General features: G+C 63.6%; 26 protein-coding genes and 3 tRNA genes. 14 read left to right on the top strand and 15 right to left on the bottom strand.

From position 1 onward, the window contains the following. Positions 1 to 91: 91 nt before the first annotated feature. The 3 genes from speB to X728_RS157545 all read left to right on the top strand — a co-directional run bounded on the left by speB (position 92) and on the right by X728_RS157545 (position 2,202). Positions 92 to 895 (top strand): agmatinase, encoded by an 804-nt coding sequence (speB, locus tag X728_RS157535; protein WP_023727319.1) that lies wholly within the window; start codon positions 92 to 94, stop codon positions 893 to 895. Positions 896 to 958: 63 nt separating this feature from the next. Then, positions 959 to 1,732: a 4-hydroxy-tetrahydrodipicolinate reductase gene (gene dapB, locus X728_RS157540; RefSeq protein WP_023727318.1), complete on the top strand. Its 774-nt coding sequence runs from the start codon at positions 959 to 961 to the stop codon at positions 1,730 to 1,732. A 236-nt stretch (positions 1,733 to 1,968) separates the two neighbouring features. Continuing rightward, positions 1,969 to 2,202, top strand: a complete 234-nt coding sequence (locus X728_RS157545) for a DUF680 domain-containing protein (RefSeq protein ID WP_023831115.1) — start codon at positions 1,969 to 1,971, stop codon at positions 2,200 to 2,202. 191 nt (positions 2,203 to 2,393) lie between these two features. On the opposite strand, the gene X728_RS157550 is transcribed toward X728_RS157545, so the two are convergent. The 3 genes from X728_RS157550 to purM are packed head-to-tail and all read right to left on the bottom strand — an operon-like array spanning position 2,394 to position 4,709. Next, a complete protein-coding gene (locus X728_RS157550; protein WP_023693925.1) occupies positions 2,394 to 2,918 on the bottom strand; it encodes a histidine phosphatase family protein in 525 nt (174 codons plus the stop codon). A 7-nt stretch (positions 2,919 to 2,925) separates the two neighbouring features. After that, on the bottom strand, positions 2,926 to 3,633 hold the full coding sequence (purN, locus tag X728_RS157555) for a phosphoribosylglycinamide formyltransferase (protein WP_023689060.1): 708 nt from the start codon (positions 3,631 to 3,633) through the stop codon (positions 2,926 to 2,928). Next, complete coding sequence (purM, locus tag X728_RS157560) at positions 3,630 to 4,709, bottom strand: phosphoribosylformylglycinamidine cyclo-ligase (RefSeq protein WP_023733903.1); 1,080 nt, start codon at positions 4,707 to 4,709, stop codon at positions 3,630 to 3,632. The genes purN and purM overlap by 4 nt, the downstream gene beginning before the upstream one ends. A gap of 187 nt (positions 4,710 to 4,896) precedes the next feature. Here purM and X728_RS157565 point away from each other — a divergent pair, with 187 nt between their 5' ends. From X728_RS157565 to X728_RS157585, 5 genes are all read left to right on the top strand, one after another. After that, positions 4,897 to 5,454, top strand: coding sequence for a CDP-alcohol phosphatidyltransferase family protein (locus X728_RS157565; RefSeq protein WP_023831114.1), 558 nt, complete (start codon positions 4,897 to 4,899; stop codon positions 5,452 to 5,454). Then, positions 5,426 to 6,619 carry an AI-2E family transporter gene (locus X728_RS157570; RefSeq protein WP_023831113.1) on the top strand — a complete coding sequence of 398 codons (1,194 nt, stop codon included), beginning with the start codon at positions 5,426 to 5,428 and terminating at the stop codon, positions 6,617 to 6,619. Before X728_RS157565 ends, X728_RS157570 begins: the two co-directional genes overlap by 29 nt. A gap of 2 nt (positions 6,620 to 6,621) precedes the next feature. After that, positions 6,622 to 7,326 carry a DnaA regulatory inactivator HdaA gene (hdaA, locus tag X728_RS157575; protein WP_023711890.1) on the top strand — a complete coding sequence of 235 codons (705 nt, stop codon included), beginning with the start codon at positions 6,622 to 6,624 and terminating at the stop codon, positions 7,324 to 7,326. Between the two features lie 320 nt (positions 7,327 to 7,646). Then, the gene (locus tag X728_RS157580; RefSeq protein ID WP_023711889.1) at positions 7,647 to 7,904 is read left to right on the top strand and encodes a type II toxin-antitoxin system prevent-host-death family antitoxin; all 258 of its coding nucleotides are present in this window, start codon (positions 7,647 to 7,649) and stop codon (positions 7,902 to 7,904) included. Continuing rightward, entirely contained in the window at positions 7,901 to 8,284 is a 384-nt protein-coding gene (locus tag X728_RS157585) for a type II toxin-antitoxin system VapC family toxin (RefSeq protein WP_023819147.1), read from the top strand. Before X728_RS157580 ends, X728_RS157585 begins: the two co-directional genes overlap by 4 nt. An 8-nt stretch (positions 8,285 to 8,292) precedes the next feature. Here the strand turns inward: X728_RS157585 and X728_RS157590 are convergent, their stop codons facing one another. The 4 genes from X728_RS157590 to X728_RS157605 form a co-directional block, all read right to left on the bottom strand. Beyond that, positions 8,293 to 8,553: a hypothetical protein gene (locus X728_RS157590; protein ID WP_023701878.1), complete on the bottom strand. Its 261-nt coding sequence runs from the start codon at positions 8,551 to 8,553 to the stop codon at positions 8,293 to 8,295. 424 nt (positions 8,554 to 8,977) lie between these two features. Beyond that, the gene (locus tag X728_RS157595; protein WP_023689055.1) at positions 8,978 to 9,289 is read right to left on the bottom strand and encodes a hypothetical protein; all 312 of its coding nucleotides are present in this window, start codon (positions 9,287 to 9,289) and stop codon (positions 8,978 to 8,980) included. A 177-nt stretch (positions 9,290 to 9,466) separates the two neighbouring features. Then, positions 9,467 to 9,543, bottom strand: a tRNA-Pro gene (locus X728_RS157600). 51 nt (positions 9,544 to 9,594) lie between these two features. Further along, complete coding sequence (locus X728_RS157605) at positions 9,595 to 10,779, bottom strand: NAD(P)/FAD-dependent oxidoreductase (protein ID WP_023826949.1); 1,185 nt, start codon at positions 10,777 to 10,779, stop codon at positions 9,595 to 9,597. Between the two features lie 173 nt (positions 10,780 to 10,952). Between X728_RS157605 and X728_RS157610 the strand changes: the two genes are divergently transcribed. Then, positions 10,953 to 11,258: an ETC complex I subunit gene (locus tag X728_RS157610; protein WP_023670294.1), complete on the top strand. Its 306-nt coding sequence runs from the start codon at positions 10,953 to 10,955 to the stop codon at positions 11,256 to 11,258. A 60-nt stretch (positions 11,259 to 11,318) separates the two neighbouring features. Continuing rightward, positions 11,319 to 11,395, top strand: a tRNA-Arg gene (locus X728_RS157615). A 20-nt stretch (positions 11,396 to 11,415) separates the two neighbouring features. Here X728_RS157615 and X728_RS157620 read toward each other — a convergent pair. Then, positions 11,416 to 11,489: transfer RNA gene (locus X728_RS157620), tRNA-Cys, on the bottom strand. Between the two features lie 130 nt (positions 11,490 to 11,619). Here X728_RS157620 and X728_RS157625 point away from each other — a divergent pair. After that, complete coding sequence (locus X728_RS157625) at positions 11,620 to 11,955, top strand: hypothetical protein (RefSeq protein WP_031195175.1); 336 nt, start codon at positions 11,620 to 11,622, stop codon at positions 11,953 to 11,955. Positions 11,956 to 11,987: 32 nt separating this feature from the next. Continuing rightward, positions 11,988 to 12,845 carry an alpha/beta hydrolase gene (locus tag X728_RS157630; protein WP_245266104.1) on the top strand — a complete coding sequence of 286 codons (858 nt, stop codon included), beginning with the start codon at positions 11,988 to 11,990 and terminating at the stop codon, positions 12,843 to 12,845. A gap of 45 nt (positions 12,846 to 12,890) precedes the next feature. On the opposite strand, the gene X728_RS157635 is transcribed toward X728_RS157630, so the two are convergent. The 6 genes from X728_RS157635 to X728_RS157660 all read right to left on the bottom strand — a co-directional run bounded on the left by X728_RS157635 (position 12,891) and on the right by X728_RS157660 (position 18,563). Further along, positions 12,891 to 13,523: a LysE family translocator gene (locus X728_RS157635; RefSeq protein WP_023831111.1), complete on the bottom strand. Its 633-nt coding sequence runs from the start codon at positions 13,521 to 13,523 to the stop codon at positions 12,891 to 12,893. An 89-nt stretch (positions 13,524 to 13,612) separates the two neighbouring features. Then, complete coding sequence (locus tag X728_RS157640; RefSeq protein ID WP_023831110.1) at positions 13,613 to 14,419, bottom strand: ABC transporter permease; 807 nt, start codon at positions 14,417 to 14,419, stop codon at positions 13,613 to 13,615. Beyond that, positions 14,419 to 15,252 (bottom strand): ABC transporter permease, encoded by an 834-nt coding sequence (locus X728_RS157645; RefSeq protein WP_023670301.1) that lies wholly within the window; start codon positions 15,250 to 15,252, stop codon positions 14,419 to 14,421. The genes X728_RS157640 and X728_RS157645 overlap by 1 nt, the downstream gene beginning before the upstream one ends. A 21-nt stretch (positions 15,253 to 15,273) precedes the next feature. After that, positions 15,274 to 16,389, bottom strand: a complete 1,116-nt coding sequence (locus X728_RS157650) for an ABC transporter substrate-binding protein (protein ID WP_023831109.1) — start codon at positions 16,387 to 16,389, stop codon at positions 15,274 to 15,276. A gap of 82 nt (positions 16,390 to 16,471) precedes the next feature. After that, positions 16,472 to 17,563, bottom strand: a complete 1,092-nt coding sequence (locus tag X728_RS157655) for an ABC transporter ATP-binding protein (RefSeq protein WP_023831108.1) — start codon at positions 17,561 to 17,563, stop codon at positions 16,472 to 16,474. Between the two features lie 103 nt (positions 17,564 to 17,666). Next, a complete protein-coding gene (locus X728_RS157660) occupies positions 17,667 to 18,563 on the bottom strand; it encodes a LysR substrate-binding domain-containing protein (protein WP_023684774.1) in 897 nt (298 codons plus the stop codon). 83 nt (positions 18,564 to 18,646) lie between these two features. Between X728_RS157660 and X728_RS20950 the strand changes: the two genes are divergently transcribed. Beyond that, positions 18,647 to 20,272 (top strand): peptidase M20, encoded by a 1,626-nt coding sequence (locus tag X728_RS20950; protein ID WP_032897480.1) that lies wholly within the window; start codon positions 18,647 to 18,649, stop codon positions 20,270 to 20,272. Then, positions 20,269 to 21,201: a dimethylarginine dimethylaminohydrolase family protein gene (locus X728_RS157665; protein WP_023693913.1), complete on the top strand. Its 933-nt coding sequence runs from the start codon at positions 20,269 to 20,271 to the stop codon at positions 21,199 to 21,201. Before X728_RS20950 ends, X728_RS157665 begins: the two co-directional genes overlap by 4 nt. A 324-nt stretch (positions 21,202 to 21,525) precedes the next feature. On the opposite strand, the gene X728_RS1000000168580 is transcribed toward X728_RS157665, so the two are convergent. Continuing rightward, positions 21,526 to 21,687: an FCD domain-containing protein gene (locus tag X728_RS1000000168580; protein WP_023831106.1), complete on the bottom strand. Its 162-nt coding sequence runs from the start codon at positions 21,685 to 21,687 to the stop codon at positions 21,526 to 21,528. Between the last annotated feature and the right edge of the window lie 160 nt (positions 21,688 to 21,847).

Genomic DNA, 21,847 nt, shown 5'->3' with positions numbered 1-21,847 from the left:
GATCGCCTTCGCAACTGGCCCAAGCGGCACTGCTATCGCCAGCCAGCTGCCGGGTTTAGGGAGATTGCCTGTTGCCGGAGATCGCACGCCGATGACCAGGGTTTCGCTTCTGGGAATACCGCATGACGAGAACTCGTCCTATCTCAAGGGCGCGGCCGCAGCGCCGGCCCTGATCCGGCGGGAACTCAAAAGCGACGCGCACAGCTCGTGGAGCGAAACCGGCTTCGATGTGGCGGACAGTTTCGTCGACCACGGCGACATCGACTTTTCAGGCGCCGGCGGTCCATGGGAGCGGATCGAGGCCGAGGTCGGCCGCGCGCTGGATGCCGGCCACCCGTTGATCAGCCTCGGTGGCGATCATGCCATCGCCTGGCCGGTGCTGCGTGCCGTGCGCCGCCGCCATGCCAGGCTAACGATCGTCCAGATCGACGCCCATCCCGACATCTACGATGCCTATCAGGGCAACAGGCGGTCCCACACCTCGTCCTTCGCGCGCATCCTGGAGGAGGGGCTGGCTGGCCGGCTGATCCAGATCGGCCTGCGCACCCTCAATGATGAGCTTCGTGACCAGCTCAAGCGCTTCGGCGTCGAAATGATCGAGGCGCGGCATTTCAGCGAGGATCTGCAGCTCGATCTCAAGACGCCGGTCTATCTCTCGGTCGATCTCGACGGCCTCGACCCGGCTTGTGCGCCCGGCGTGTCGCACCGCGAACCCGGTGGTCTTACAACCCGGCAAGTGATCAACCTGATCCAGCGGATCGACCAGCCCATCGTCGGCGCCGATGTCGTCGAATACAATGCAAGCCAGGATGTCTCCAATCTCACCGCGCTGGTTGCCGCCAAGCTGGTCAAGGAGATCGCCGGCATGATGCTCAAGACGCATGGCGCCGGCTGAATCAATCTGGCAGGGCGGCATGGTAGATCATTGTTGTGACTCGCATTTCCAGTGAAAGCCGCCATGCCGCATCTGTTGAAGATAGCCATAGCCGGTGCGCTCGGCCGCATGGGCAGCCAGATGGCGCTGGCCGTCGAGGCCGATCCCAGGCTGACGCTCGTCGCCCGCTTTCACAGGCCGGGCAGCATCGGTGAGGGGCTGGTCGAGCGCGACGAAGCACTGGCGCTTGCGGATGTCGTCATCGATTTCACCACGCCTTCGGCCTCCGTCGATCTTGCACAAGCTTGCGCGGCCCGCGGCGGCCCGGCGCTGGTCATCGGCTCGACCGGCTTCGAGCCGGCCGATCTCGCCGCCATCGCTACTGCTTCGAAGTCCGTCGCCATCGTTCGCTCCGGCAGCTACTCGCTCGGGCTCAGCATGCTGACCGGGCTGGTCGAGCAGGCGGCGCGAGCACTTGGTCCCGCCGCCGACATCGAAATCCTGGAAGCGCATCACCGCATGAAGGTCGACGCACCGTCGGGCACGGCGCTGATGCTGGGCGAGGCGGCCGCTCGCGGACATGGCGTCAGGCTGGACGATGTGGCGAAACGCATCCGCGACGGCCTTACAGGTCCACGCCCTGCCGGCGAGATCGGCTTTGCCGTGCTGCGCGGCGGCAGCATCGTCGGCGAGCACAGCGTGAGCTTGCTGGCCGAGGGCGAGACGCTCACGCTTTCCCATTCGGCGGGCCACCGCTCGATGTTCGCGCGCGGCGCCATTGCGGCAGCACGCTGGGTCGCCGTCCGGCCGCCCCGCGAATACGACATGCGCGACGTACTGGGCTTCACGACCTTTTGAGATGCAAGGGTAACGCAACGAGGGGCGTTGGCGGTCGGAGCCGCCTAGAGAATAGAATATAGCAACAACTACGCCATTTCGCGCCTTCCAACACCGAACCGAACGGTTCGGTTCGCACATTTTTGTGATTGGCAATGGCAGCAACGCACACCCATTTCGGGGTGGTCCGAGCGACGCGAATTCCTCCCAAGGCACGCCACTTGACGGACAGAACTGAAAAATCTGGATTACCTGAAATGACCAAGATCGCACTTACCGCTGCTGCCATCCTCCTTGCCACCGGCACCGCTTTCGCAGGCAGCGACCACTACGGCTCCGACGGCGTCAACCAGCCTGCTGTGGCAGCGCCCGCCGGCAACATCGATCACAGTTATACCGCCTCAATCCGCAAGCCGGCCAGCCTCGGCGATTTCACGATCAAGGGCGACTCGAACCAGCCGCAATCCGGCCAGGGCATCTGGGGTCGTTGATTTTCTGAGAAATCGACGACCACAAAGAGCGGGGGGCTTGGCCCACCGCTCTTGGTTTTATGCAATTGACTCTGGGCCGCAAAGATCTTGAATCAATCCGCCAGCAGTTGGTCTTATGTCCTTGATTGCGTGGTCTTTTCAAAACACGGTTTGCGGCTGTCACCTGCGGCTAGCCCGTTAGGCAGCTTGGTCTAGCTTATATCCTTCGGCTTGATGCAATGCGTCAACCGGGCCGCGCCGAAGCCGAGATCCGCCCAATCGCCGTCGATGACAAAGCGGGCAAGGGCGCCGGTCGGGAGTTTCTCTTCAAGTTTCCTTAGAGCAGCCACACCCGATCGCGGACCGGCGAGCCGGCGGGCAAAGTCCTCCAGGCCGGGATTATGGCCGAGCACCAGGAGACAGCTAGCCGATGCGACTGCCTGCTGCACCTCGGCCAGAATGTCGCCAGCCGTGGCTTCGAAAAGCGCCTCGGCGAACTCCACCGTTACGCTCGCCGAAAGTTCCGCCGAGACCAGCCGCCATGTCTCGCGCGTGCGCAGCGCCGGCGACACCAGCGCCAGGTCAGGCAGCCAACTGCGCCGGGCCAGTTCGCGCCCCATCAGCGGCGCCGTCTTCAGCCCGCGCGGCCCGAGCGGCCGGTCGAAATCAGCAAGCGCCGGGTCGTCCCAGCTCGACTTGGCGTGGCGCAGCAGGAGCAATTGTCTCGGTGTCGCCAATGTCGGCCTACGGCGTGATCCGCGCCAGATGTTCGAGATCGCGTTCTTCGCGCAGCGGGTCGGGCGCCATCACCACGGAAGTTCCGTTTTCGGCATCGTCGGCGAAATGTGCCAGCACGGTGCGACCGCCTTCCATGTGCGCCTTGCCGTCAGCGACCAGCCCGAGCGCCAGCGCATAAAGCCGGTGCTCGGCCTTCAGCACTCTGGCGGCCAGCGTGTCTTCGTTGTCGCCGACCATCACCGGCACCGCTGCCTGCGCGATGATCGGGCCGTCATCCATCTCTGATGTGACGAAATGCACCGTGCAGCCATGAATGCGAATGCCGGCGCGCAGGGCGCGCGCATGCGTATCGAGCCCTTTGAAGGCCGGCAGCAGGGCAGGGTGGATGTTGAGCATGCGCCCTTGCCACTTCTCGACCAGGCCGCGGGAGAGAATGCGCAGATAGCCGGCCAGCGCCACGATCTCGGCATTGAACGCAATCAGCGCGGCGTCGATCGCCGCATCATGGGCTTCCTTGCTGGCATGGTCGGCGCGCACGATGACCTTGGTCGGGATACCGCGCGCGGCCGCGATGCCGAGGCCGGCGGCGTTGGCCCGGTCGGAAATGACGCCAACGATCTCGGCCGGATAGGCCGGGTCGCTGGCCGCCGCGATCAGCGCCGTCATGTTGGAGCCGCGTCCCGAGATCAAAACAACCGTGCGTTTCCTGCTCATAGGCCGATCGAGCCCCGATAAATGACGCCGGCGTCGCGGCGCGGCACGATGCGGCCGATCGGCGTCACCGTCTCGCCGGCCTCCTGCAGCACGGCTGCGACCTGTGCGGCCTGGCCGGAGGCGACGACGAGGATCATGCCGATACCGCAGTTGAAGGTGCGCATCATCTCCTCCGGCGCCACGCCGCCAGTCTTCGCCAGCCAGGAAAACACCGCCGGCACATCGATGGCATTGAGATCGAGCTCTGCGGAAAAGTCCTTGGGCAGGACGCGCGGAATGTTTTCGGGAAAGCCGCCGCCGGTGATATGGGCCAGTGCCTTGATGCCATGCGTGTTGCGGATGGCCTTGAGGACCGACTTCACATAGATGCGGGTCGGCTCGAGCAGCGCCTCGGCCAGCGTCGCTTCGTCGTTGAACGGCGCCGGATCGCTCCAGGCAAGCCCGCTGACGGCAACGATACGGCGCACCAGTGAAAAGCCATTCGAATGCAGGCCCGAGGAAGCCAGCCCAAGCAGCACGTCGCCTTCGACAATATCGTCGGTCGGCAGCAACTGGCCGCGTTCGGCCGCACCGACGGCGAAGCCGGCAAGGTCGTAATCCTTGTCGTTATACATGCCGGGCATTTCAGCGGTCTCGCCGCCGATCAGCGCGCAGCCGGCCTGTCGGCAGCCGATTGCTATGCCGCCGACGATTGCCGTCCCCTGGTCGGGGTCGAGCTTGCCGGTGGCGAAATAGTCGAGGAAGAACAGTGGCTCGGCGCCCTGCACGACGATGTCGTTGACGCACATGGCGACGAGGTCGATGCCGATCGTGTCGTGCTTGCCGGCATCGATGGCGATCTTCAGCTTGGTGCCGACGCCGTCATTGGCGGCAACCAGCACCGGATCCGTGAAACCCGCCGCCTTGAGGTCGAACAGGCCGCCAAAACCGCCGATCTCGCCATCGGCGCCCGGCCGGCGCGTCGCGCGCACCAGCGGCTTGATCTTCTCGACCATGAGGTTGCCGGCATCGATGTCGACGCCCGCCTCGGCATAGGTGAGCCCGTTCTTGCGCTTGGCCCGGTCGCCCTTGCTCATCGTCGGCGCATCCCTGTTTCCCTCGGCGGCTCTTCGCATGAATGGTTTCGGGGGGCAAGGATGACGACAGGATACCGGGCTTTTGCCCAAGATAAATACGTGGACAGTCGCCCCTTCACCGCTGGTCCTTGCAGCCACAATCCATCTCCATCATCTATCTGCAGAACAAGCATGGCGGGACATGCCTTTGACCATTCCCAACCTCATCACCGTCCTGCGCTTCGTGCTGGTTCCGGCCGTCGTACTGGCGATGCTGAATATGCGCTGGGACTGGGCCTTTGCCGGCTTTCTCGTCGCCGGCATTTCCGACGGCGTTGACGGCTTCATCGCCCGCCGTTTCAACCAGCATTCGAAACTCGGCGCCTATCTCGATCCAATGGCCGACAAGGTGCTTCTGGTCTCGGTGTTCGTGGTCATGGGCTTCATCGGGCAATTGCCGCTGTGGCTGGTGGTGACCATGGTGTCACGCGATGCGCTGATCATCTGCGCCGTGCTTTTGTCCACGGTCATGGCGCATCCGGTCGAGATGAAGCCGCTCTATGTGTCGAAAGGCCAACACCGCCGCCCAGATCGTGCTGGCGCCGTGGTGCTGGGCGAACTTGCCCTTGGCCTCCACCTCGACCCGCTGAGGCCTGCGCTCATATTGCTGTCCGGGGTCTTGACCGTGGCTTCGGCCGCGGCCTATCTCGTGGCTTGGCTGAGGCATATGAGCGGCTATGGCGAAGGCTCCACCCCGGGTAGTTGACAAGAATGCCGCGACTGCAGTGCTGGCAGAGGCGGCTGCGTCCCTGGCGTTTCGCCGCCAGATTTTCTTCTGGCTGGGCACGGCAATCTTCCTGGCGCTGTTCCTCTACATTTTTTCCAGCATCCTGTTGCCGTTCGTTGCCGGCATGGTGCTGGCCTATTTCCTCGACCCGGTCGCCGACCGGCTGCAACGCCTCGGCCTCTCCCGGCTGATGGCGACGGTGGTCATCCTGATCGCCTTCATCGTCCTTTTGGTGCTGGCCTTCGTCATCCTGGTTCCGGTTCTGGCCACGCAGATGGCCGATTTCGCCAGCAAGCTGCCGGAATATCTGACCCGGCTGCAGTCGCTGATCACCAGCTTCGATCCGAAATGGCTGGAGCAGAAATTCGGCGTCAATGCCAATGGCCTGCGCGACGGGCTGAATTCGCTGCTCACTTCCGGTTTCGGCCTGCTGAGCACCGTCTTCACCTCGATCTGGAGTTCCGGCGTTGCTCTGGTGTCGGTGGTCAGCCTGTTCGTGGTCACTCCGGTTGTCGCTTTCTACATGCTGCTCGACTGGGATCGCATGGTGGCGGTCGTCGACAGCTGGGTGCCGCGCGATTATGTCGGGACGGTCAGGGCGATCTCCAGGGACATCAACACCGCGACCGCCGGCTTCGTGCGCGGCCAGGGCACGCTGTGCCTGGTGCTCGGCGGCATGTATGCCACCGGCCTGACGCTGACCGGGCTGAATTTCGCCATCCTCATCGGCCTCTTCGCCGGGCTGATCTCGTTCATCCCTTATGTCGGCTCGCTGACCGGACTGGTCCTGGCCGTCGGCGTCGCCTTCGTCCAGTTCTGGCCGGACTGGACCATGATCGTTGCTGTCGCCGTGGTGTTCTTCATCGGCCAGTTCATCGAAGGCAACATCCTGCAGCCCAGATTGGTCGGAAAAAGCGTCGGCCTGCACCCGGTCTGGCTGATGTTTGCGCTGTTCGCTTTCGGCGCCCTGTTCGGCTTCGTCGGCCTTTTGATCGCCGTTCCTGCTTCGGCGGCGGTTGCCGTGCTGGTGCGGTTTGCCATTGCCCGCTATCTCGAATCGCCGCTCTACAAGGGACACTCCACCGAGCCCGTCCCGCCGCTGCCCGCCGCTCGCGGCGGCGGGCACCGGTCGCCGCGCGGCTGAACGTGACGGATCATAAGACCGAACCGCCGCGCCAACTGCCGCTCGACCTTGGCCACGGCACCGGCTACTCGCGCGACGAACTGGTGGTGTCGGCCACCAACCGCGAGGCGGCAGCCCTTGTCGATCGCTGGCCGGACTGGCCGTCGCCGGTGATCGTGCTCGCTGGCCCGGCCGGTTCCGGCAAGACACATCTGGGCTCGATCTGGCAGGCGCGGGCCAACGCTGTGGCGGTCGATGCCCAGCGCATCGGCAATGCCATCACCGGGCTTGGCGGCAGGCCCGCGCTGATCGACGATGTCGACAAGACAGCCATCGACGAGGCGGGCCTGTTCCATCTCATCAATGAAGTGCGCGGCGCCGGGGCCACCTTGCTGTTGACGGCGCGGCGCTTCCCCGCCGCCTGGAGGGTGACGTTGCCCGATCTTGCCTCGCGGCTGAAGGCGGCGGCAACCGTCGAGATCCATGAGCCGGACGATTTGCTTCTGGCCGGTGTCATCGCCAAACTCTTCGCCGACCGCCAGGTCGAGGTCGAGCCGCATGTCGTGCAATATCTGGTGCGCCGCATCGAGCGCTCGCTGGCCACCGCCATGCGCGTGGTCGAACGCCTCGACCGCACGGCGCTCGAGCGCAAGACGCCGATCACCAGGGCGCTCGCCGCCGAGATCGTCAGCGCCATGGATGAAGGGCAGGGCGAGTTCGAGGTTTAGGCAGTGGAAGGAGAAGACTCCGCTCCTGTCCCATTTCGAGAAGAAACCTCTGGCATCCATCTTGCAACACTGCGTTTGCCGGCTGACCCCGGTCCTGATCGCGTTCCTGATCGGGTTGTAGGCTCGCCGGGAGTGATGATTGGGGTTCTCGCCCGGCGAGCTTACCTTCAGATAGAATCGCCGCAAGGCCTACGATTGCGCGCCAGCTGTCATTCAGACTTCACCAAGCCGCAAGATCTCATCGTCCTGCATTGAAATGGACCATTAGATGGTCTACTTTTTGGATATGGACCAGAGCATGGTCCATAAAGGAGCGGTCAATGCAGGTATCCGTTACAGACGCCAAGGGGCAGCTCACCGAACTGGTGCGTCGTGCCGAGGCTGGGGATGAAATTATCCTGACCCGCCATGGTCATGCAGCCGTGCGCCTTGTTCCCGTGAAGGCTGCCCCTGACAGGAAAGGCCGCCGGGCATTGCTGGAGGCAATGCGAGCATCCGGCGCTGCCAAGGCAAAGGCGGGGTCGGATGCCGCGCGGAGCCAGGATTTCCTCTATGGCGCTGATGGCCTGCCCGAATGATCGTGGTTGATACCTCGGCCCTGATGGCGATCGTTCTTGCCGAACCTCAATCCAGTGCCTGCATTGCGGCGCTGGAAGCCGAAGACGATATTTTGATCTCGGCTGGCACAGTGGCCGAGGCGCTGATCGTGGCGGATAGGCGCAATGTCGGTGAGGAAATGGCCGGCCTGATCGACGGGCTCGGCTTCGAGGTCACGGCGGTGACACCAGCCTCTGGCCGACGCATAGCCGAGGCGTATGGGCGATGGGGCAAGGGTATTCATCCGGCCGGGCTCAATTTCGGCGATTGCTTTGCCTATGAAGTGGCAAAGGATCGAGCCTGCCGCTTACTCTATGTTGGCGACGATTTTTCGAAGACCGATATCGAGAGCGCTCTATAGAGCTACGTTTATGCCCACAACGCCGCCAGATACCGGACCAGCAGATAGACCACCGTATGCGCTGCCACGTAGCACGCGGCAACGACGACAAAGAACAGCACGCTGGCGGGCCACGAGCGGGGAGGGCCTTGCCTCTTGCTCGGCCGGTTGTTCCAGATCCACAGGGCCGCACAGATAATGGCCCAGACGACGACGAACGGAACCGTGATGCCGATGTAAGCGAAGTAGGCAGGGCCAATCAGCGAAAGCCATGCCTCGAGACCAAGCATCCAGAATCTCCCCTTGCCCGGAGTCTAATGCATGTCGCTCAAAAGTGGTCCCGGTTTTGAGAGAACGACATGCATCAAAACAAAAATCAAAGCGCGTCGCCTGGATACGTTTCAGCGCGACGCGCTTTTAGACCGGCGATAGAAGTGGAAGCGAGGGGATTATCCCTGCGTCGATTTTTAGCCAAACCCGCCGAAGGGATGCTGTTCGATGACACGGGCGCCTGATGCATGTCGCTCAAGTGGCCCCGGTTTTGAGAGAACCGCATGCATCAAACATGCATCAAACATGCATCAAACATGCATTAAACATGCATCAAACAAGACCTCAAGCGCGTCGCGTGAGTCCGTTCAAATGAGACGCGCTTTAGGTCAGATTGGTGCTCCGGTCGCCAAACTCGGCCGTAGCAGGTCTAAAGCGATCGGATCAACCGCAGACCCTGACCTCTTCGACGACCCTGTGGTGATGGCGCCAGTGCCTGACCAGTTCGATATGGCAGCGGTGATGGCGATGGTGGCGCCGCCATTGGCCATCCTGGTTGTCGCTGTAGTCGTCGCCATAGTCGTCGCTATAGTCTTTGTGGCGCTGGTGATGGCGAAGAATCTGTATATCGCCATCGTCGGACGAATATTGATCGTCGTCATCGGACTGGATAGTCAGACTGGCGGCTTGCGCCGGTGCGATCAAAGCCGCCGTTCCGGCGAACGCGATCATCGAGGCGATGAGAAGGGTTTTCATTGTTTGCTCCTTGGGTTGAACATACACAACTCTCGGAGCGAACTGGTGTTCCAATGTAGGGTCCGATCGGCGAGCGGCTGCTGCTTGGGCAATGCGTGCCGCCATGCGCTACCGGCGAGGCAGCCATTGGCGACCTTGGGAGTGACCTTGGGCAAGGACTGGCTTTGTGGGAAAAAATGGTCGGAGTGGAGAGATTCGAACTCCCGACCCTCTGGTCCCAAACCAGATGCGCTACCAGGCTGCGCTACACTCCGAGGCCCTGCGGCGTATACGGTTCCGGACCCTGTCGCGCAACCCCTAAAACATCAAACGGGGCTTGGCGGTCTGCGCTCCCGCGCAATCCTGGCTGCGATCGCCTTGGCCTGGATGCGAGCATTGGCGAAGCAGCCGCGGATGCTTGGCCGCATGCCGGTGAACCACAGGCCCGGCAGTTTCGGGTCGCTGTCGGCGCCGTTGAACAGCGGCACGCCCTTTTGGTCGAGCACGCCGAGCCTGCCCAGCATGGCCTCGAGCCCGGTGCGGTAGCCGGTCGCGGCGATGACGATATCGGGCTGGATCGTCGCGCCATCGTCGAAAACGACCGTGTCGCCGGTAAATTCCCGCACGGTTGGCAGCACGATGATCCTGCGGTCCTTGATGGCATCGACGGCGCCGTCATCGGTGGCGATGGCGGTATAATCCGACGCCAGCCGGCTTGCGCCGCCCGAAGGCGTCGGCGGCAGGCCGTAGGCCGTGAGGTCGCCGAAGGCCCATCGCTGCGTCGCCGCCATCACCGCATCGGCGAGCTTGAACGGCAGCCGCGCCAGGATCGGCGAAAACCGGTGGACGGCGATCTGGCCGAGGCGCTTGGGCAGCAGTGCCGGACCGTTGCGCGCCGACAGCCAGATCTGTCCCGCGTCGGCTGCCACCAGGTGATTGAGCACGTCGAAGCCGGAATTGCCGGCGCCGACGACCAGCACTTTCTTGCCCGCATAGGCCTTGGCGTTACCGAATGCGGCCGAATGGATGATGCGTCCGGCAAAGGCCTTCATGCCTTTCCAGGCCGGGATGAAGGGCTGCCGGTCGCGCCCGGTGGCGATGACGACATGGCGCGCCAGCCGCGGCCCGGCACTGGTCCGCACAAGCCAGTGGTCGCCCTCGAAGCCAATCTCCTCGACCGCGATGCCGAACTCGACCGGCAGCCGGTGCATGGCGTGGAATTCGTTCAGATGGCCGATGATGGTGTTTCGGTGCGGAAAGGCAGGGGTGCCGGCAGGAAAGGAAACGCCCGGCAGCGCCGAAAGGTCGCGATGCGTGTTGAGATGCAGTCGCTCGTGCCGCCCGTGCCATGGCTCGGCCAGCCGGGCTTCCTTTTCCAACACCATCACAGGCACGCCGGTCTTGAGCAGCGCATGGGCTGCGGTCAAGCCGGCTGCCCCGGCGCCGATCACGATCGCGCCGTCGAAAATCGCTTGGCTGTCGGCCTCGGCGTGCAAAATCCCTGCGTCCATGCCTCTTTGTGTCGCCATCATGACCATGACTTTTGATGCTACGCCAGTGTATCGGGCCGATGCCGCTGCCGAAGCGGCCTGGTTGCAGGCCGCTTCGGCCTTGCCGTCGGCAGTGTTGCACAGTATTGACTGAAATAAGGCGGCGCTACCGCCAACGCAGCTACGAGGTGCCCATGTCCGCGCGAATTTTCAGCCCAGCCAAAACCGCGATGCAGTCCGGCAAGGCCAAGACCGGCCATTGGGTGCTGGAATTCGATCCCGCCCAACGCAAGAAGATCGACCCGCTGATGGGCTACACCACATCGGGCGACATGCTGAGCCAGATCAGGCTGACCTTCGACACCAGGGAAGAGGCGGTGGCCTATGCCGAAAAGCAGGGCCTGGCCTTCCGTGTCGAGGAGCCGAAAGAGACCAAGCGCCGGCAGATTTCCTATGCGGAAAATTTCCGCTATGACCGCAGGATACCCTGGACGCATTGACCGGCGGTCAGCGCCTGGCACATAGACACCAGCCGGCCAAGATATCAAATGCCGGCCAGCGGTCCCGTAGCTCAGCTGGATAGAGCACCGGCCTTCTAAGCCGATGGTCACAGGTTCGAATCCTGTCGGGATCGCCAACAACTTCAAAGAGATAGTGTGGAGGCCTGAGTGGGAATTGAACCCACTACGTCGGTTTTGCAGACCGATGCGTCACCGTCCCGCCCTCAAACCATGGCTCCTTGTGCATTGACCGCGACAGCTAGTCAACTTGGCCGGCCTCTGCTCGCAGGTTCGGACCGCGATCCGGCTGCCACCAGTCGAGATGTTCGGAACGCGGCTCGCGTTCAGGCGTTTGTTGCTGATGGCACCGACAACCCCGACCATTGCGCGCATCTGGCGCGGCAGGACCTTGCCCGACAAGGCCGACGCCTATGAGCGCTACAATTACGAGGCTGGTATCAAGCCGCTGATCGAGAAAGCGCTGGGCGTGCAGACTTTTCGCGAGGACACGCCGACGCATTCGGAATTCATCACCATCTCCTATTGGGAGAGCGTCGAGGCGATGGCCGCCTTTACCGGCGGCGATCCGCAAAGCATCCACCATCTCGACCGCGACAAGGAGTTCCTGATCGAATTGCCGAAGGGTGTCCAGGTGCTGCGAATCCGTTCCAGCCACGGAATGGTTGGCGGCAGCTGATGTTTGCGGGCTTTGACGCCAGGACCGTTCAAATGGAGGAGACATCGATCTTCGTCAGGGCCGGTGGCTCAGGGCCGCCGCTGCTGCTCCTGCATGGCTTTCCCGAAACGCATGTTATGTGGCGGGACATCGCCGTGGCATTGGCGCCGCACTTCAGCGTGGTTGCCGCCGATCTGAGAGGCTACGGACAAAGCGGCTGTCCGGCTTCCGGAGCCAATCATGCCGCCTATTCCAAACGAGCGATGGCGCGCGACATGGTGCAGGTTATGGACGTTCTCGGCTTCGACCGCTTCACGGTTGCCGGCCATGACCGTGGCGGCCGCGTCGCCTACCGGCTGGCGCTCGACCATCCCGAAACCGCGTCGAAGGTCGCCGTTCTCGACGTCATCCCCACGGCCTCCGCCTGGGATCGGGCCGATGCCAGGCTGGCGCTGGCCTTCTGGCCGTGGAGCCTGCTTGCCCAGCCCGATCCGCTGCCGGAACGCCTTCTGGCTGCTGCACCGGATGTAGTCATCGACAATGCGATCGCCGGCTGGGGCTCGGCTCCAGATGCTTTTCCCGCTGAGGTCAGGGCCGCCTATATCGAGGCGCTGCGTGATCCCGCCCATGCCCACGCCATCTGCGAGGAATATCGCGCCGCCGCCGGCATCGACCGCGAGCATGACGCGCAGGACCAGGCTGACGGCCGTCGCATCAGATGCCCGCTGCTTGCGCTCTGGAGCGGCGAGGGCGGGTTGGAAAACTGGTATGCGGAGGAAGGTGGACCGTTGGCGATCTGGCGACAATGGGCTGATAACGTCGGAGGCGGCTCGGTCAAGGGTGGGCATTTCTTCCCGGAAGAGCACCCCGAAGACACGGCTGCAAGGCTGTCGAGATTCTTCGCAAGCTGACGGCGGACCGATTGCTAAATCCGGCCCTGTGTAGTCCTGTGTCGACTATCTCAGATGCCCGAGGGATTGCAGGATCAAAGTGCTCGAAAGACCAAGCAGGGCGATACCGTAAAACCGGTCGATCCACACGGCGTTTGGCCCAGCCAGAAGGCTTGCGGCCCGCGCGCCAAGGGCTGCGTAAAACGTCAGCACAAACACATCGGCAAGCGCGGCGATAATGGCCAGGATGCCATACTGGATCGCGATCGGCTCATCCACGCGGACAAAATGCGGCAGGATCGCGGGGAAAAGCAGCCAGGCCGCCGGATTTGTGACCGCCACCAGGAAGCAGCGCCCAATGAGTGCCTTGGCTGAATGGCGTGTTTCGGGAAGGTTAGGGTTGAACGAAGGTCGGGATGCGGTGCGCAGGGTACCGATGGCGACGAAAAGCAGATAGCCCGCGCCGAACATCCTGAGAGCCGAGAGATAGAATTCCGAAGCCAGCAGAAGAGCGCCGAAGCCCAGCGCGACGATGCTGATAAGAATGAAATCCGACAGTACGACGCCGGCCATGCCGAGCAACGCGCGTCGAAAACCGTAGCGGGAGCCGTTGGTGATGGCGAGCACGACGTCCGGTCCCGGAACCGCCATTCCGAGCACCGACACGAAGGCAAATGTCACCAGCGGCAGGTTTCCCATGACGCCGCGTAATGTACCCGGCGCTCACCGTCCGTAACGCCCTTCACACAGCGGCTTGGCGATCGCCGATTGTTGTTGGCCACCTTGGCTCAGTGCCCGTCGCGCATCTTAACCACCACAGTCCGCACCGCCAGCACCAGCACGGTGATGATGATCAGGATCACCGAGAGCGCGGCGATCGCCGGGTCGATGTTGTCGCGCAGGCCCATCCACATCAGCCGCGGCAGCGTGATGGCGTTGACCGAGGTGATGAACAGCGTGACGCCGATCTCTTCCCAGGACAGCACGAAGGACAGCAGCGCGGCGGTGACGATGCCGAACTTGATGTTGGGCATGATGATGCGCGTGGCGCGCTCCCACACGCCGGCGCCAAGGCCGCGCGCGGCAAGGTCGATGCGGCGGTCGAGCTGGCTGAGCGAGACCAGGATCAGCACCGTGGCGAAAGGCACCGTCATCACCGAATGCGCCATGGCGACGCCAAGCCAGGTGTCGTAGCCGAAGAACGAGCTCATGCCCGAGATCGACGTCAGCAGGAAGTAGAGCGTGATCGCCGAGACCACCGGCGGCACCACCATCGGCAACAGCACGAAGCCGACAAGGGTGGCCGTGAAGCGCGGCTGGAACATCCAGACGCCAAGGCTGAAGCACAGCGCCAGCACGGTGGAGATGACGCTGCTGACGATGCCGATGCGGATCGACAGCAGGATGGCGTCGAGCCAGCGCGGATCCTCGATCAGCGCGCGGTAGTGGCGCAGCGACAGTTCGCCCGTCGGCATAGCCAGCATGCGGCTTGGCGTCAGCGACACTGGGATGACCGCCAGCAGCGGCAGCAGCAGGAACAGTGCCACCAGCACGGCGAGGATCAGCGAGACGGGACCGGGGCGATAGGTCGGCATCAGATCAGTTGCTTCGGTCTGACATAGCGGAACAGCAGCGCCATGAGCGCGCCGACGAACAGCACCAGCACGACGCTGATCGCCGCACCCAGTCCCCAGTCGGGACTCTGGAAGATGCGGAGATAGATCAGCTCGGCGATCATCACGCTGCGGCCGCCGCCGAGGATCGCCGGCGTGACGAAGAAGCCGAGCGAGAAGACGAACACGATCATCGCCGAACCGATGATGCCGGAGCGCGTCATCGGCACGAACACGGTCCAGAAGGTGCGCATGCGGCTGGAGCCGAGCCCGCGCGCCGCGAGCAGCACGCGCTCGTCGAGGCTGCGCATGGCGGAGGCCAGCGGGAACACCGCGAAGGGAATGAGGAAATGCGTCATGCCGACGATGACGCCGAACTCGTTGCGCACCAGCGCCAGCGGCTCGGAGATGAAGCCGATCGATTGCAGCCAGGTGTTGATCAGGCCGCGGTTGGACAAAAGCGCCACCCAGCCGAAGGCGCGGGTAAGCACCGAGATCCAGAAGGGGACGAGAATGCAGAATTCAGCGATTATGCGCTGTGCCGGGCTGCCGCGCACCCACACCATGGTGATGGCGTATGCCGCCGCCACGGAAACCACGGTGACGATCAGCGCGATGCGCAGCGTGCGGATGAACACAGACTGCACCAGGGCATCGGTGGCGAGCGCGCCATACTGGCCGAGCCCCGGTGTCGGCAAGGTGACGCTCCACTTGACGACGCCGAGGAACGGCCAGGCGTAGGCCAGCACAAGGAACAGGAGCAGCGGCGCCATCAGCACCGCCGCGCCCATCCTGTCGGAGAGGGTGCCTCTCATCGAAGCTCCTGCCCGGCCTGGTCAGGCCGAGATGATCTTGGTGTATTCGTCGAGTGCTGCCCCGTAATTCTTGGCGTACCAGTCCATGTCGAGCGCGATCTGCTTCTTCATGTTTTCGGGATCGACCGGGTTGATGCGCTTCTTGTCGGCGGGGATCAGCGCATCGGCGGCCGGATTGGCCGGACCCTGTCCGAGCTTGTCGAACATCACCAGTTGCTTTTGCGGATCCTGGGCGCTGGCGATGAACTTCATCGCTGCGTCCTTGCCGCCGGGGTTGCCCTTGAGCACGGCCAGCGCGCCGGGCGAAATCAGGCCCTGATCCCAGATGAACTTGATCTTGCCGCCCGAGTCCTGCTCGATCAGCGAGGCGCGGGTCGACCACACGATCGCCATCGAGGCTTCGCCGTTGAGCAGCACGCTCTGGCTCTCGGCGCCGCCGCCCCAGTAAGCCACGACGTTTTCCTTGAAAGCGGCGATCCTGTCATGCGCTCGCTTCAGGTCGAGCGGGTAGAGCGAGGCCGGCGCGATGCCGTCGGCGAGCAGCGCTGCTTCCCAGCTCGACACGCCCCATTTGTAGAGCGAGCGCTTGCCCGGAAACTTCTTCACGTCGAAGAAGTCGGCCATGCCGGTCGGCGCGTCCTTGCCGTATTTCTCCGAGTCATAGGCGATGACGTAGGAGAAGAAATAGGTCGAGGCCGCGTATTCCCAGCCGAAGCCTTCTCGCATCTTCTTCTTGTCGACGACGGCGTAGTCGATCGGCTCGAGCGCACCCTGGGCGCCGAGCGTGATGGCCGAGAACGGGTCGACGTCGACGAGATCCCAGGTCGGCGCGCCGCTCTTGAACTGTGCGGCAATCGCGCCTTCGGTCGGGCCCGAACCGTCCATCTTGACGGCGATGCCGGTCTCCTTGGTGAAGGCCTGGCCATAGGCGGCGTCATAAGCGGTGAGGGCATCGCCACCCCAGTTGACCAGCACCAGCTCCTTGGCCTGCGCAAACGCACCGGTCGAGCGCAGCAGCATCGGTGTGCCGGCCAGCACGAGGGCTGCAAGCTGGGTGAATTGCCGGCGCGAAATCTCGCCGCGCACAGCCCGGGCGGTCAGCCCGTCCATGGCTTGTTTTTTGCTTTGGTTTGTCATTTTAGTTCCCCTTTTTCGTTTTGGTTCCGGTGGTTATGGCGCGCTCCAGATTCTTTGCTGGAAGACTTCGCCGTTCTCGTCGTCATCCTCCGTCCGGAAGGAGGAAACCCTTTTCCGCCGGCCATGTCAGCCAGACGGAATTGCCTTTGCTGAGTGCAGCCGCCGCGACCTCGTTCGGCACCGAGACGGTCACCTTGGCGCCCTGGCGCGTCGTCAGATCGAGTTTGGTCGCCGCACCCAGATAGGTCGAGCCGATGGCGGTGGCGGCAATGCCGTTCTCGCCGGCGGCGGCTTCGCGCGCGATCGACATATGCTCGGGCCGGATCGCCAGGATCGCATCGCCACGGACTTTCTCGGCCTTGCAGAGCATGTTGACCGCGCGGTCCTCGCAGAGGCCCGTCGAGCCATTGTCGGCGGGCTTGACCCCCTTCAACGGCAACATGTTGATCTCGCCAAGGAACTCGGCGACGAAGCGGTTGTCCGGCCGGTCGTAGACCTCGTCCGGCGCTCCGACCTGCAGCAATTTTCCGTGGTTGAAGATGGCGACGCGCGACGACAGCGCCAGCGCCTCGCTCTGGTCGTGGGTGACGAAGACGAAGGTGGTGCCGGTCTCCTGATGCAGCCGCTTCATCTCGGCCTGCATCTGGCCGCGCAGGCTCTTGTCGAGCGCCGAGAACGGCTCGTCGAGGAGCAGCACGCCGGGTTCGAACACCAAAGCGCGGGCCAACGCCACGCGCTGCTGCTGGCCGCCGGAAAGCTGCGCCGGCAGTTTCGTCTCATGGCGCTTGAGGCCGACGCGCTCGATCATCTCGGCAACGCGGCGCTTGATCTCGGAAGCCGATTTCTTGCGTACCTTGAGCGGGAAGGCGATGTTGGCCTCGACCGACATGTGCGGGAACAGCGCATACCCCTGGAAGACCATGCCGGCGGCACGCTGTTCGGCCGGCCGCTCGGTGATGTCGATGCCGTCGCTGAAAAGCTTGCCGGCGGTCGGTTGCACGAAGCCGGCGAGGATCATCAGGAATGTGGTCTTGCCCGAGCCGGAGGGACCGAGCAGCGTCAAAAACTCGCCGCGGCCGATATTGAGCGTCAGGTCGTCCAGCGCCCGGAACGAGCCGAAGCTCTTGCCGATCCCGATTGCCTTGATCTCTGCGGCCCGGCCGGGTTGCTGCATCCTGCCTCTTCCTTGGTCGTGGCTTGAGCGTAGGGCAGGGCCCCGGCTCACCGCAACCGAATAGTTTTCGCCTGATCGGCAAATTTGATTCACGGATGGGAGGCTAGTACGGGCTGATCCGGTTCTCCGACAGCTTCGACCTCAACCACCCATTGAACGCTTCCAGCACCGGGTGGCTGGCCTTGGCATGTTCCGACACCAGGAAATACGAGCGCGGCGAGGGGATCGCGATGTCGAAGGGGCGCACCAGACGGCCTTCGCTCAGCGCCCGGCGGCTGGTCAACTCGTCGCCCATGGCGATGCCCTGGCCGGCGATCGCCGCGGAAAAAACGAGGTTCATGTCCGAGAAGAAGATGCCGCCTTCGGTGTCGGGGTTTTCCACCTTGGACAGCGCCAGCCAGCGCGCCCAGTCCTCGGTGTCGCCGAGATGCAGGAGATTGGCGCGCAGCACGTCGGCCGGTTTTGAAAAGCCGCCGACCTTGTTGAGCAGTGTCGGGCTGCAAAGTGGCGTGAACGAGATTTCGCACAGCAACTCCACCGAGCGGTTCGGCCAGTTGCCGACGCCGAAGGCAATGAAGGCATCGGCGTCCGGATTGCTGACATCGTCCAGCCGCCGCGGCGTCAGGATCGACAGCGCCACATCCGGATACATTTGCCGGAACTCGCCGATATGCGTGCATAAAAACAGAGAGGCGAAGCCCGGCGTGCAGGAAACGGCGAACGAACCGCCGACGCCGGTGCCGGCCTGGCGCGTCACCGCATCGCCCAGCACCGTCAGCGCCTTTCTCACATCGGCGGCATAGCGCTGGCCGCGCGGTGTCAGCGCCACGCCCTTGCCGATGCGCTCCAGCAGGTCGAAGCCGAGGTCGCGTTCGAGGAGCCGCAACTGATGGCTGACGGCGCTGCGGGTCAAATGCAGTTCATCGGCTGCGCGCCAGACGCTGCCGTGACGGGCAAAACTGTCGAGGGCGCGCAACGCCTGTGTGGAAGGTATTCGCAAGAGGCCTCAGGTGAACCGAATTTGCATGAACCGGAAAAACATATCACTTTTTGCAATGCCGCTTCACTGCTTTCTTGGGCCGCATGGAGAAACCGGTGACGACTTCGGCGCAAGCCACCGCGCTTGCCTGTCTCGATAGCATCCAGCCGTCGCTGTCGGCGTGGACGCGCACCATTTTCGATTTCGGCGAAACAGCCTGGCGCGAATACCAGTCGGCGGCCTGGTATGTCGCGCGGCTGAAGCATGAGGGCTTTTCGGTCGAGGAAGGGTCGGCCGGCATGCCGACCGCCTTTTGCGCCCACTGGACGAATGGCCCGGGGCCGACCATCGGCATGTACGGCGAATACGACGCGGTGCCCGGCAACTGCCAGGACGCGGCAACGGTGAAGCGGTCGCGGCCGGGCCTCGGCAGCGAGGCCGGCGGCCACACCGATCCGCATTCCGGGCTTGGCATTGCCGGCCTCGGCGGACTTCTCGCCACCAAGGCGGCAATGCAACGCCACGGCATCGAGGGGACGCTGCGCTTCACCGGCGAGCCGGCCGAGAAGGTCAGGGGCTCGAAGCCGATCCATGCAGCCAAAGGCTATTATGACGGCCTTGCCGGCATGATCTCGTTCCATCCCTTCTATATGCTGCCGCTCTGCAACACGGCGCGTTGGGACACGCATTGCGGCGCGGCCTACGCGATGATCTACCGTTTTGTCTGCGACGAACCCGAAAACTGGGTTCGCGCAAGCGATGGCGCGCCGATCCCGCAGGCGCATTCGGCGGTGCGGGCGCCCGGTGCCAATGACGCGCTGATGGCGATGTACATGACCTCCAAGGCGCTGCGCGATTCCATGCTGCCTCACCAGGGCGGCTGGTCGATCAGCGAGGCGATCCTCACCGCCGGGCAGGCGACCGCCGACAATCTGCCGGCGGGGCTGGCCGAGATCCAGTACATGATCCGCGTGCCGACCATTGCCATGGCAGAGCAGGTCACCGCGGTGCTCGACCGTAATGCGGCCGCGGCCGCGGCGATCAGCGGTTGTCGCTATGAGCGCCATTGGGTGTCGAAGTCGCGGCCGGGCCTCGCCAACCACGCCATGGCGGGGATTGCCTATGAGGCGCTGTCCACCGTCGGCGCGCCGAGCTGGGACGAGGCGGCGAAAGCGATCGGTCGCGAGGTCCAGGTCAATGCCGGCGGCACCGCGACCGAAAACCCTTTCATCGACGAGATGGAGCGGCTGATTTCGCCGCAAGAGGCCGAGGCAATCCTGCGCCGCGATTTGCCTCCGTCGCAGATCAACTCGACCTCCGACGACTACACCGACATGTCGTGGCACACGCCGACCGCACGCTTCTATGTCGCCCGCCCGGCGCTGCGCTCGGCGAATGGCCATGCCTATCCATCCTGGGCGATGAACGCGCTGGGCGGTATCTCGGCCACCATCGACCCGATGGTCATTTGCGCCGCCAAGACGGTTGCGCTTGCAGCCCTCCGCCTGCTCGAGGACAAGGCCGCGCGCGATGCGGCCATGGACGAATTCGTCACCCGCACCGGCGGCGGCATTGGTGGCTCCAACTGGATCGCGCCGCTTTGCGACTACGACCCGCCGATCAATTTCCGCTGGCCGGAATATGTCACCACCGCGCGCGGACGCGATTGGTGGATTCCGAGCAGCCAATCCAATCAAAGCTGCATAGTCAAATCGAGGAGAACCTTATGACCGTCCATGATCGCATCGTCGCCGAGCCGTTTTCGCTGCAGCGCCGCAACCCCGCCGGCGGCACCAAGCCGCTGACGTCATGGGGCTTTGCCAACGAGACCGACGTGCTGACAGACGTGTTGCTCGGCTCGCCAAACTTCCTGCGCCACCTCTCGACCAGCTCGCTGTCGCGCAAGCATTTGCGCGAAGCGCCCTGCAACGTCCAGATCGCGCAGGCGCAGCACAAGGACCTCGTCGCCGCCTACGAGCATTTCGGCGTCAACATCCACTGGCACGAGCCGACGCCGGAACTGCCGATGCAGGTCTATTCCAGAGACTCCAGCGTCATGACGCCCTACGGCGCCTTCATCACCGCCATGGCCAATTGGTGGCGGCGCGGCGAGAACTATGCCGCCATCCGCACCTATGAAAAGCTCGGCATCCCCATCTACGACATGGTCACGGCTGGCACCTTCGAAGGCGGCGACTTCAACGTCATCGAGGAGGGCGTGGTGCTGATCGGCTGCGGCGGCGCCCGCACGCAGGAAGAGGGCGCCCGCCAGGTGCAGGACTGGTTCGAAAAGGAAGGCTGGGAAACGCGCCTCGCCTTCATCGACGAATATTACGTCCATATCGACCTGATGGTGGTGCCGATCGCCGAGAAGCTCACCGCGGTGTGCCTCGCCTGCACCGAGCCCGGCATCGTCGACTGGCTGAAGGGCAAGGGCCACGAGATCATCGACGTGCCCTTCCAGGACACGATGGCGCTCGGCTGCAACTTCATGTCGCTCGGCAAGGACAGGGTGATCGCGCCGACGTCGAGCCAGTCGCTGATCGGCCAGCTCAAGGCACGCGGCTTCGAGGTTGCTGCCGTCGACATGAGCGAGATTTCCAAGACCGGCGGCGGCATTCACTGCATGGCGCAGGCGCTCAAGCGCGAGCCGGCGTAAGGGCACGAATTGCCGCCGGGACCTGTGACGGACTGCTGCCAGATTTGACAAAACAGGCCTGGCAGAGGAAATTGATGCCATTAGAGGAGGGATTCTGTGAAGAAAATTTACGAAAAGCCGAGTCTGGCCAAAGCCGGCAAACTCGGATCGCTGGTCGCTTCAAACCCGTCGAAGCCCGCCCCCTGAGCGCAACCAGCCGCTGAAGGCCGAAATTCGGTCGTCCTGGTTACCGGCGAGCGGATCGCGCTGTATGATTGAAGGGAGCCCGCCGGCTTTGAACGGCGGGCTTTTTGCTTTGCGCCAGAGCGCCGCCGCGTCAACTGGCTAGCCCAGTCTTCCCGACCCTGAATTGAACTTGCGCCGGGCGTTTTCCAGATGCGCGCTCATCGCCTGGCCGGCCGCTTCCGGGTCGTGGCGCTCGATCGCCTCGAACACCGCCTGGTGGCCGGCAAAACTCCTGCGGTTTTCGATCTCCGTATTGGCCACGTGGATGCGCTGGTTGATCAGCCATTCGACCTAGCCGATGATTTGAAAACCAAGCCAGCTTTCCCAAAAGATCATGCCCAAACAAAGCCATAGCGCGAAGACCACATGCGCGCCGTTCCCGCCCGCCCGGCGATCAGGGAGTGGCTGGCGTGAGATGGCC

This window comes from Mesorhizobium sp. L103C119B0 (assembly GCF_000502235.1).
GTDB lineage: Bacteria > Pseudomonadota > Alphaproteobacteria > Rhizobiales > Rhizobiaceae > Mesorhizobium.
Note: the sequence above shows the minus strand (reverse complement) of the source record. Positions and strands in the feature narration are given on the sequence as shown.

Excerpts from the sequence above, each read along its gene's own strand:
- speB (WP_023727319.1), top strand. The coding sequence starts at position 92 with ATGACCAGGGTTTCGCTTCTGGGAATACCGCATGACGAGAACTCGTCC.
- dapB (WP_023727318.1), top strand. The coding sequence starts at position 959 with ATGCCGCATCTGTTGAAGATAGCCATAGCCGGTGCGCTCGGCCGCATG.
- X728_RS157545 (WP_023831115.1), top strand. The coding sequence starts at position 1,969 with ATGACCAAGATCGCACTTACCGCTGCTGCCATCCTCCTTGCCACCGGC.
- purN (WP_023689060.1), bottom strand. The coding sequence starts at position 3,633 with ATGAGCAGGAAACGCACGGTTGTTTTGATCTCGGGACGCGGCTCCAAC.
- purM (WP_023733903.1), bottom strand. The coding sequence starts at position 4,709 with ATGAGCAAGGGCGACCGGGCCAAGCGCAAGAACGGGCTCACCTATGCC.
- X728_RS157570 (WP_023831113.1), top strand. The coding sequence starts at position 5,426 with ATGGCGAAGGCTCCACCCCGGGTAGTTGACAAGAATGCCGCGACTGCA.
- X728_RS157580 (WP_023711889.1), top strand. The coding sequence starts at position 7,647 with ATGCAGGTATCCGTTACAGACGCCAAGGGGCAGCTCACCGAACTGGTG.
- X728_RS157585 (WP_023819147.1), top strand. The coding sequence starts at position 7,901 with ATGATCGTGGTTGATACCTCGGCCCTGATGGCGATCGTTCTTGCCGAA.
- X728_RS157590 (WP_023701878.1), bottom strand. The coding sequence starts at position 8,553 with ATGCTTGGTCTCGAGGCATGGCTTTCGCTGATTGGCCCTGCCTACTTC.
- X728_RS157595 (WP_023689055.1), bottom strand. The coding sequence starts at position 9,289 with ATGAAAACCCTTCTCATCGCCTCGATGATCGCGTTCGCCGGAACGGCG.
- X728_RS157605 (WP_023826949.1), bottom strand. The coding sequence starts at position 10,779 with ATGGACGCAGGGATTTTGCACGCCGAGGCCGACAGCCAAGCGATTTTC.
- X728_RS157610 (WP_023670294.1), top strand. The coding sequence starts at position 10,953 with ATGTCCGCGCGAATTTTCAGCCCAGCCAAAACCGCGATGCAGTCCGGC.
- X728_RS157625 (WP_031195175.1), top strand. The coding sequence starts at position 11,620 with ATGGCACCGACAACCCCGACCATTGCGCGCATCTGGCGCGGCAGGACC.
- X728_RS157630 (WP_245266104.1), top strand. The coding sequence starts at position 11,988 with ATGGAGGAGACATCGATCTTCGTCAGGGCCGGTGGCTCAGGGCCGCCG.
- X728_RS157635 (WP_023831111.1), bottom strand. The coding sequence starts at position 13,523 with ATGGGAAACCTGCCGCTGGTGACATTTGCCTTCGTGTCGGTGCTCGGA.
- X728_RS157640 (WP_023831110.1), bottom strand. The coding sequence starts at position 14,419 with ATGCCGACCTATCGCCCCGGTCCCGTCTCGCTGATCCTCGCCGTGCTG.
- X728_RS157645 (WP_023670301.1), bottom strand. The coding sequence starts at position 15,252 with ATGAGAGGCACCCTCTCCGACAGGATGGGCGCGGCGGTGCTGATGGCG.
- X728_RS157650 (WP_023831109.1), bottom strand. The coding sequence starts at position 16,389 with ATGACAAACCAAAGCAAAAAACAAGCCATGGACGGGCTGACCGCCCGG.
- X728_RS157655 (WP_023831108.1), bottom strand. The coding sequence starts at position 17,563 with ATGCAGCAACCCGGCCGGGCCGCAGAGATCAAGGCAATCGGGATCGGC.
- X728_RS20950 (WP_032897480.1), top strand. The coding sequence starts at position 18,647 with ATGGAGAAACCGGTGACGACTTCGGCGCAAGCCACCGCGCTTGCCTGT.
- X728_RS157665 (WP_023693913.1), top strand. The coding sequence starts at position 20,269 with ATGACCGTCCATGATCGCATCGTCGCCGAGCCGTTTTCGCTGCAGCGC.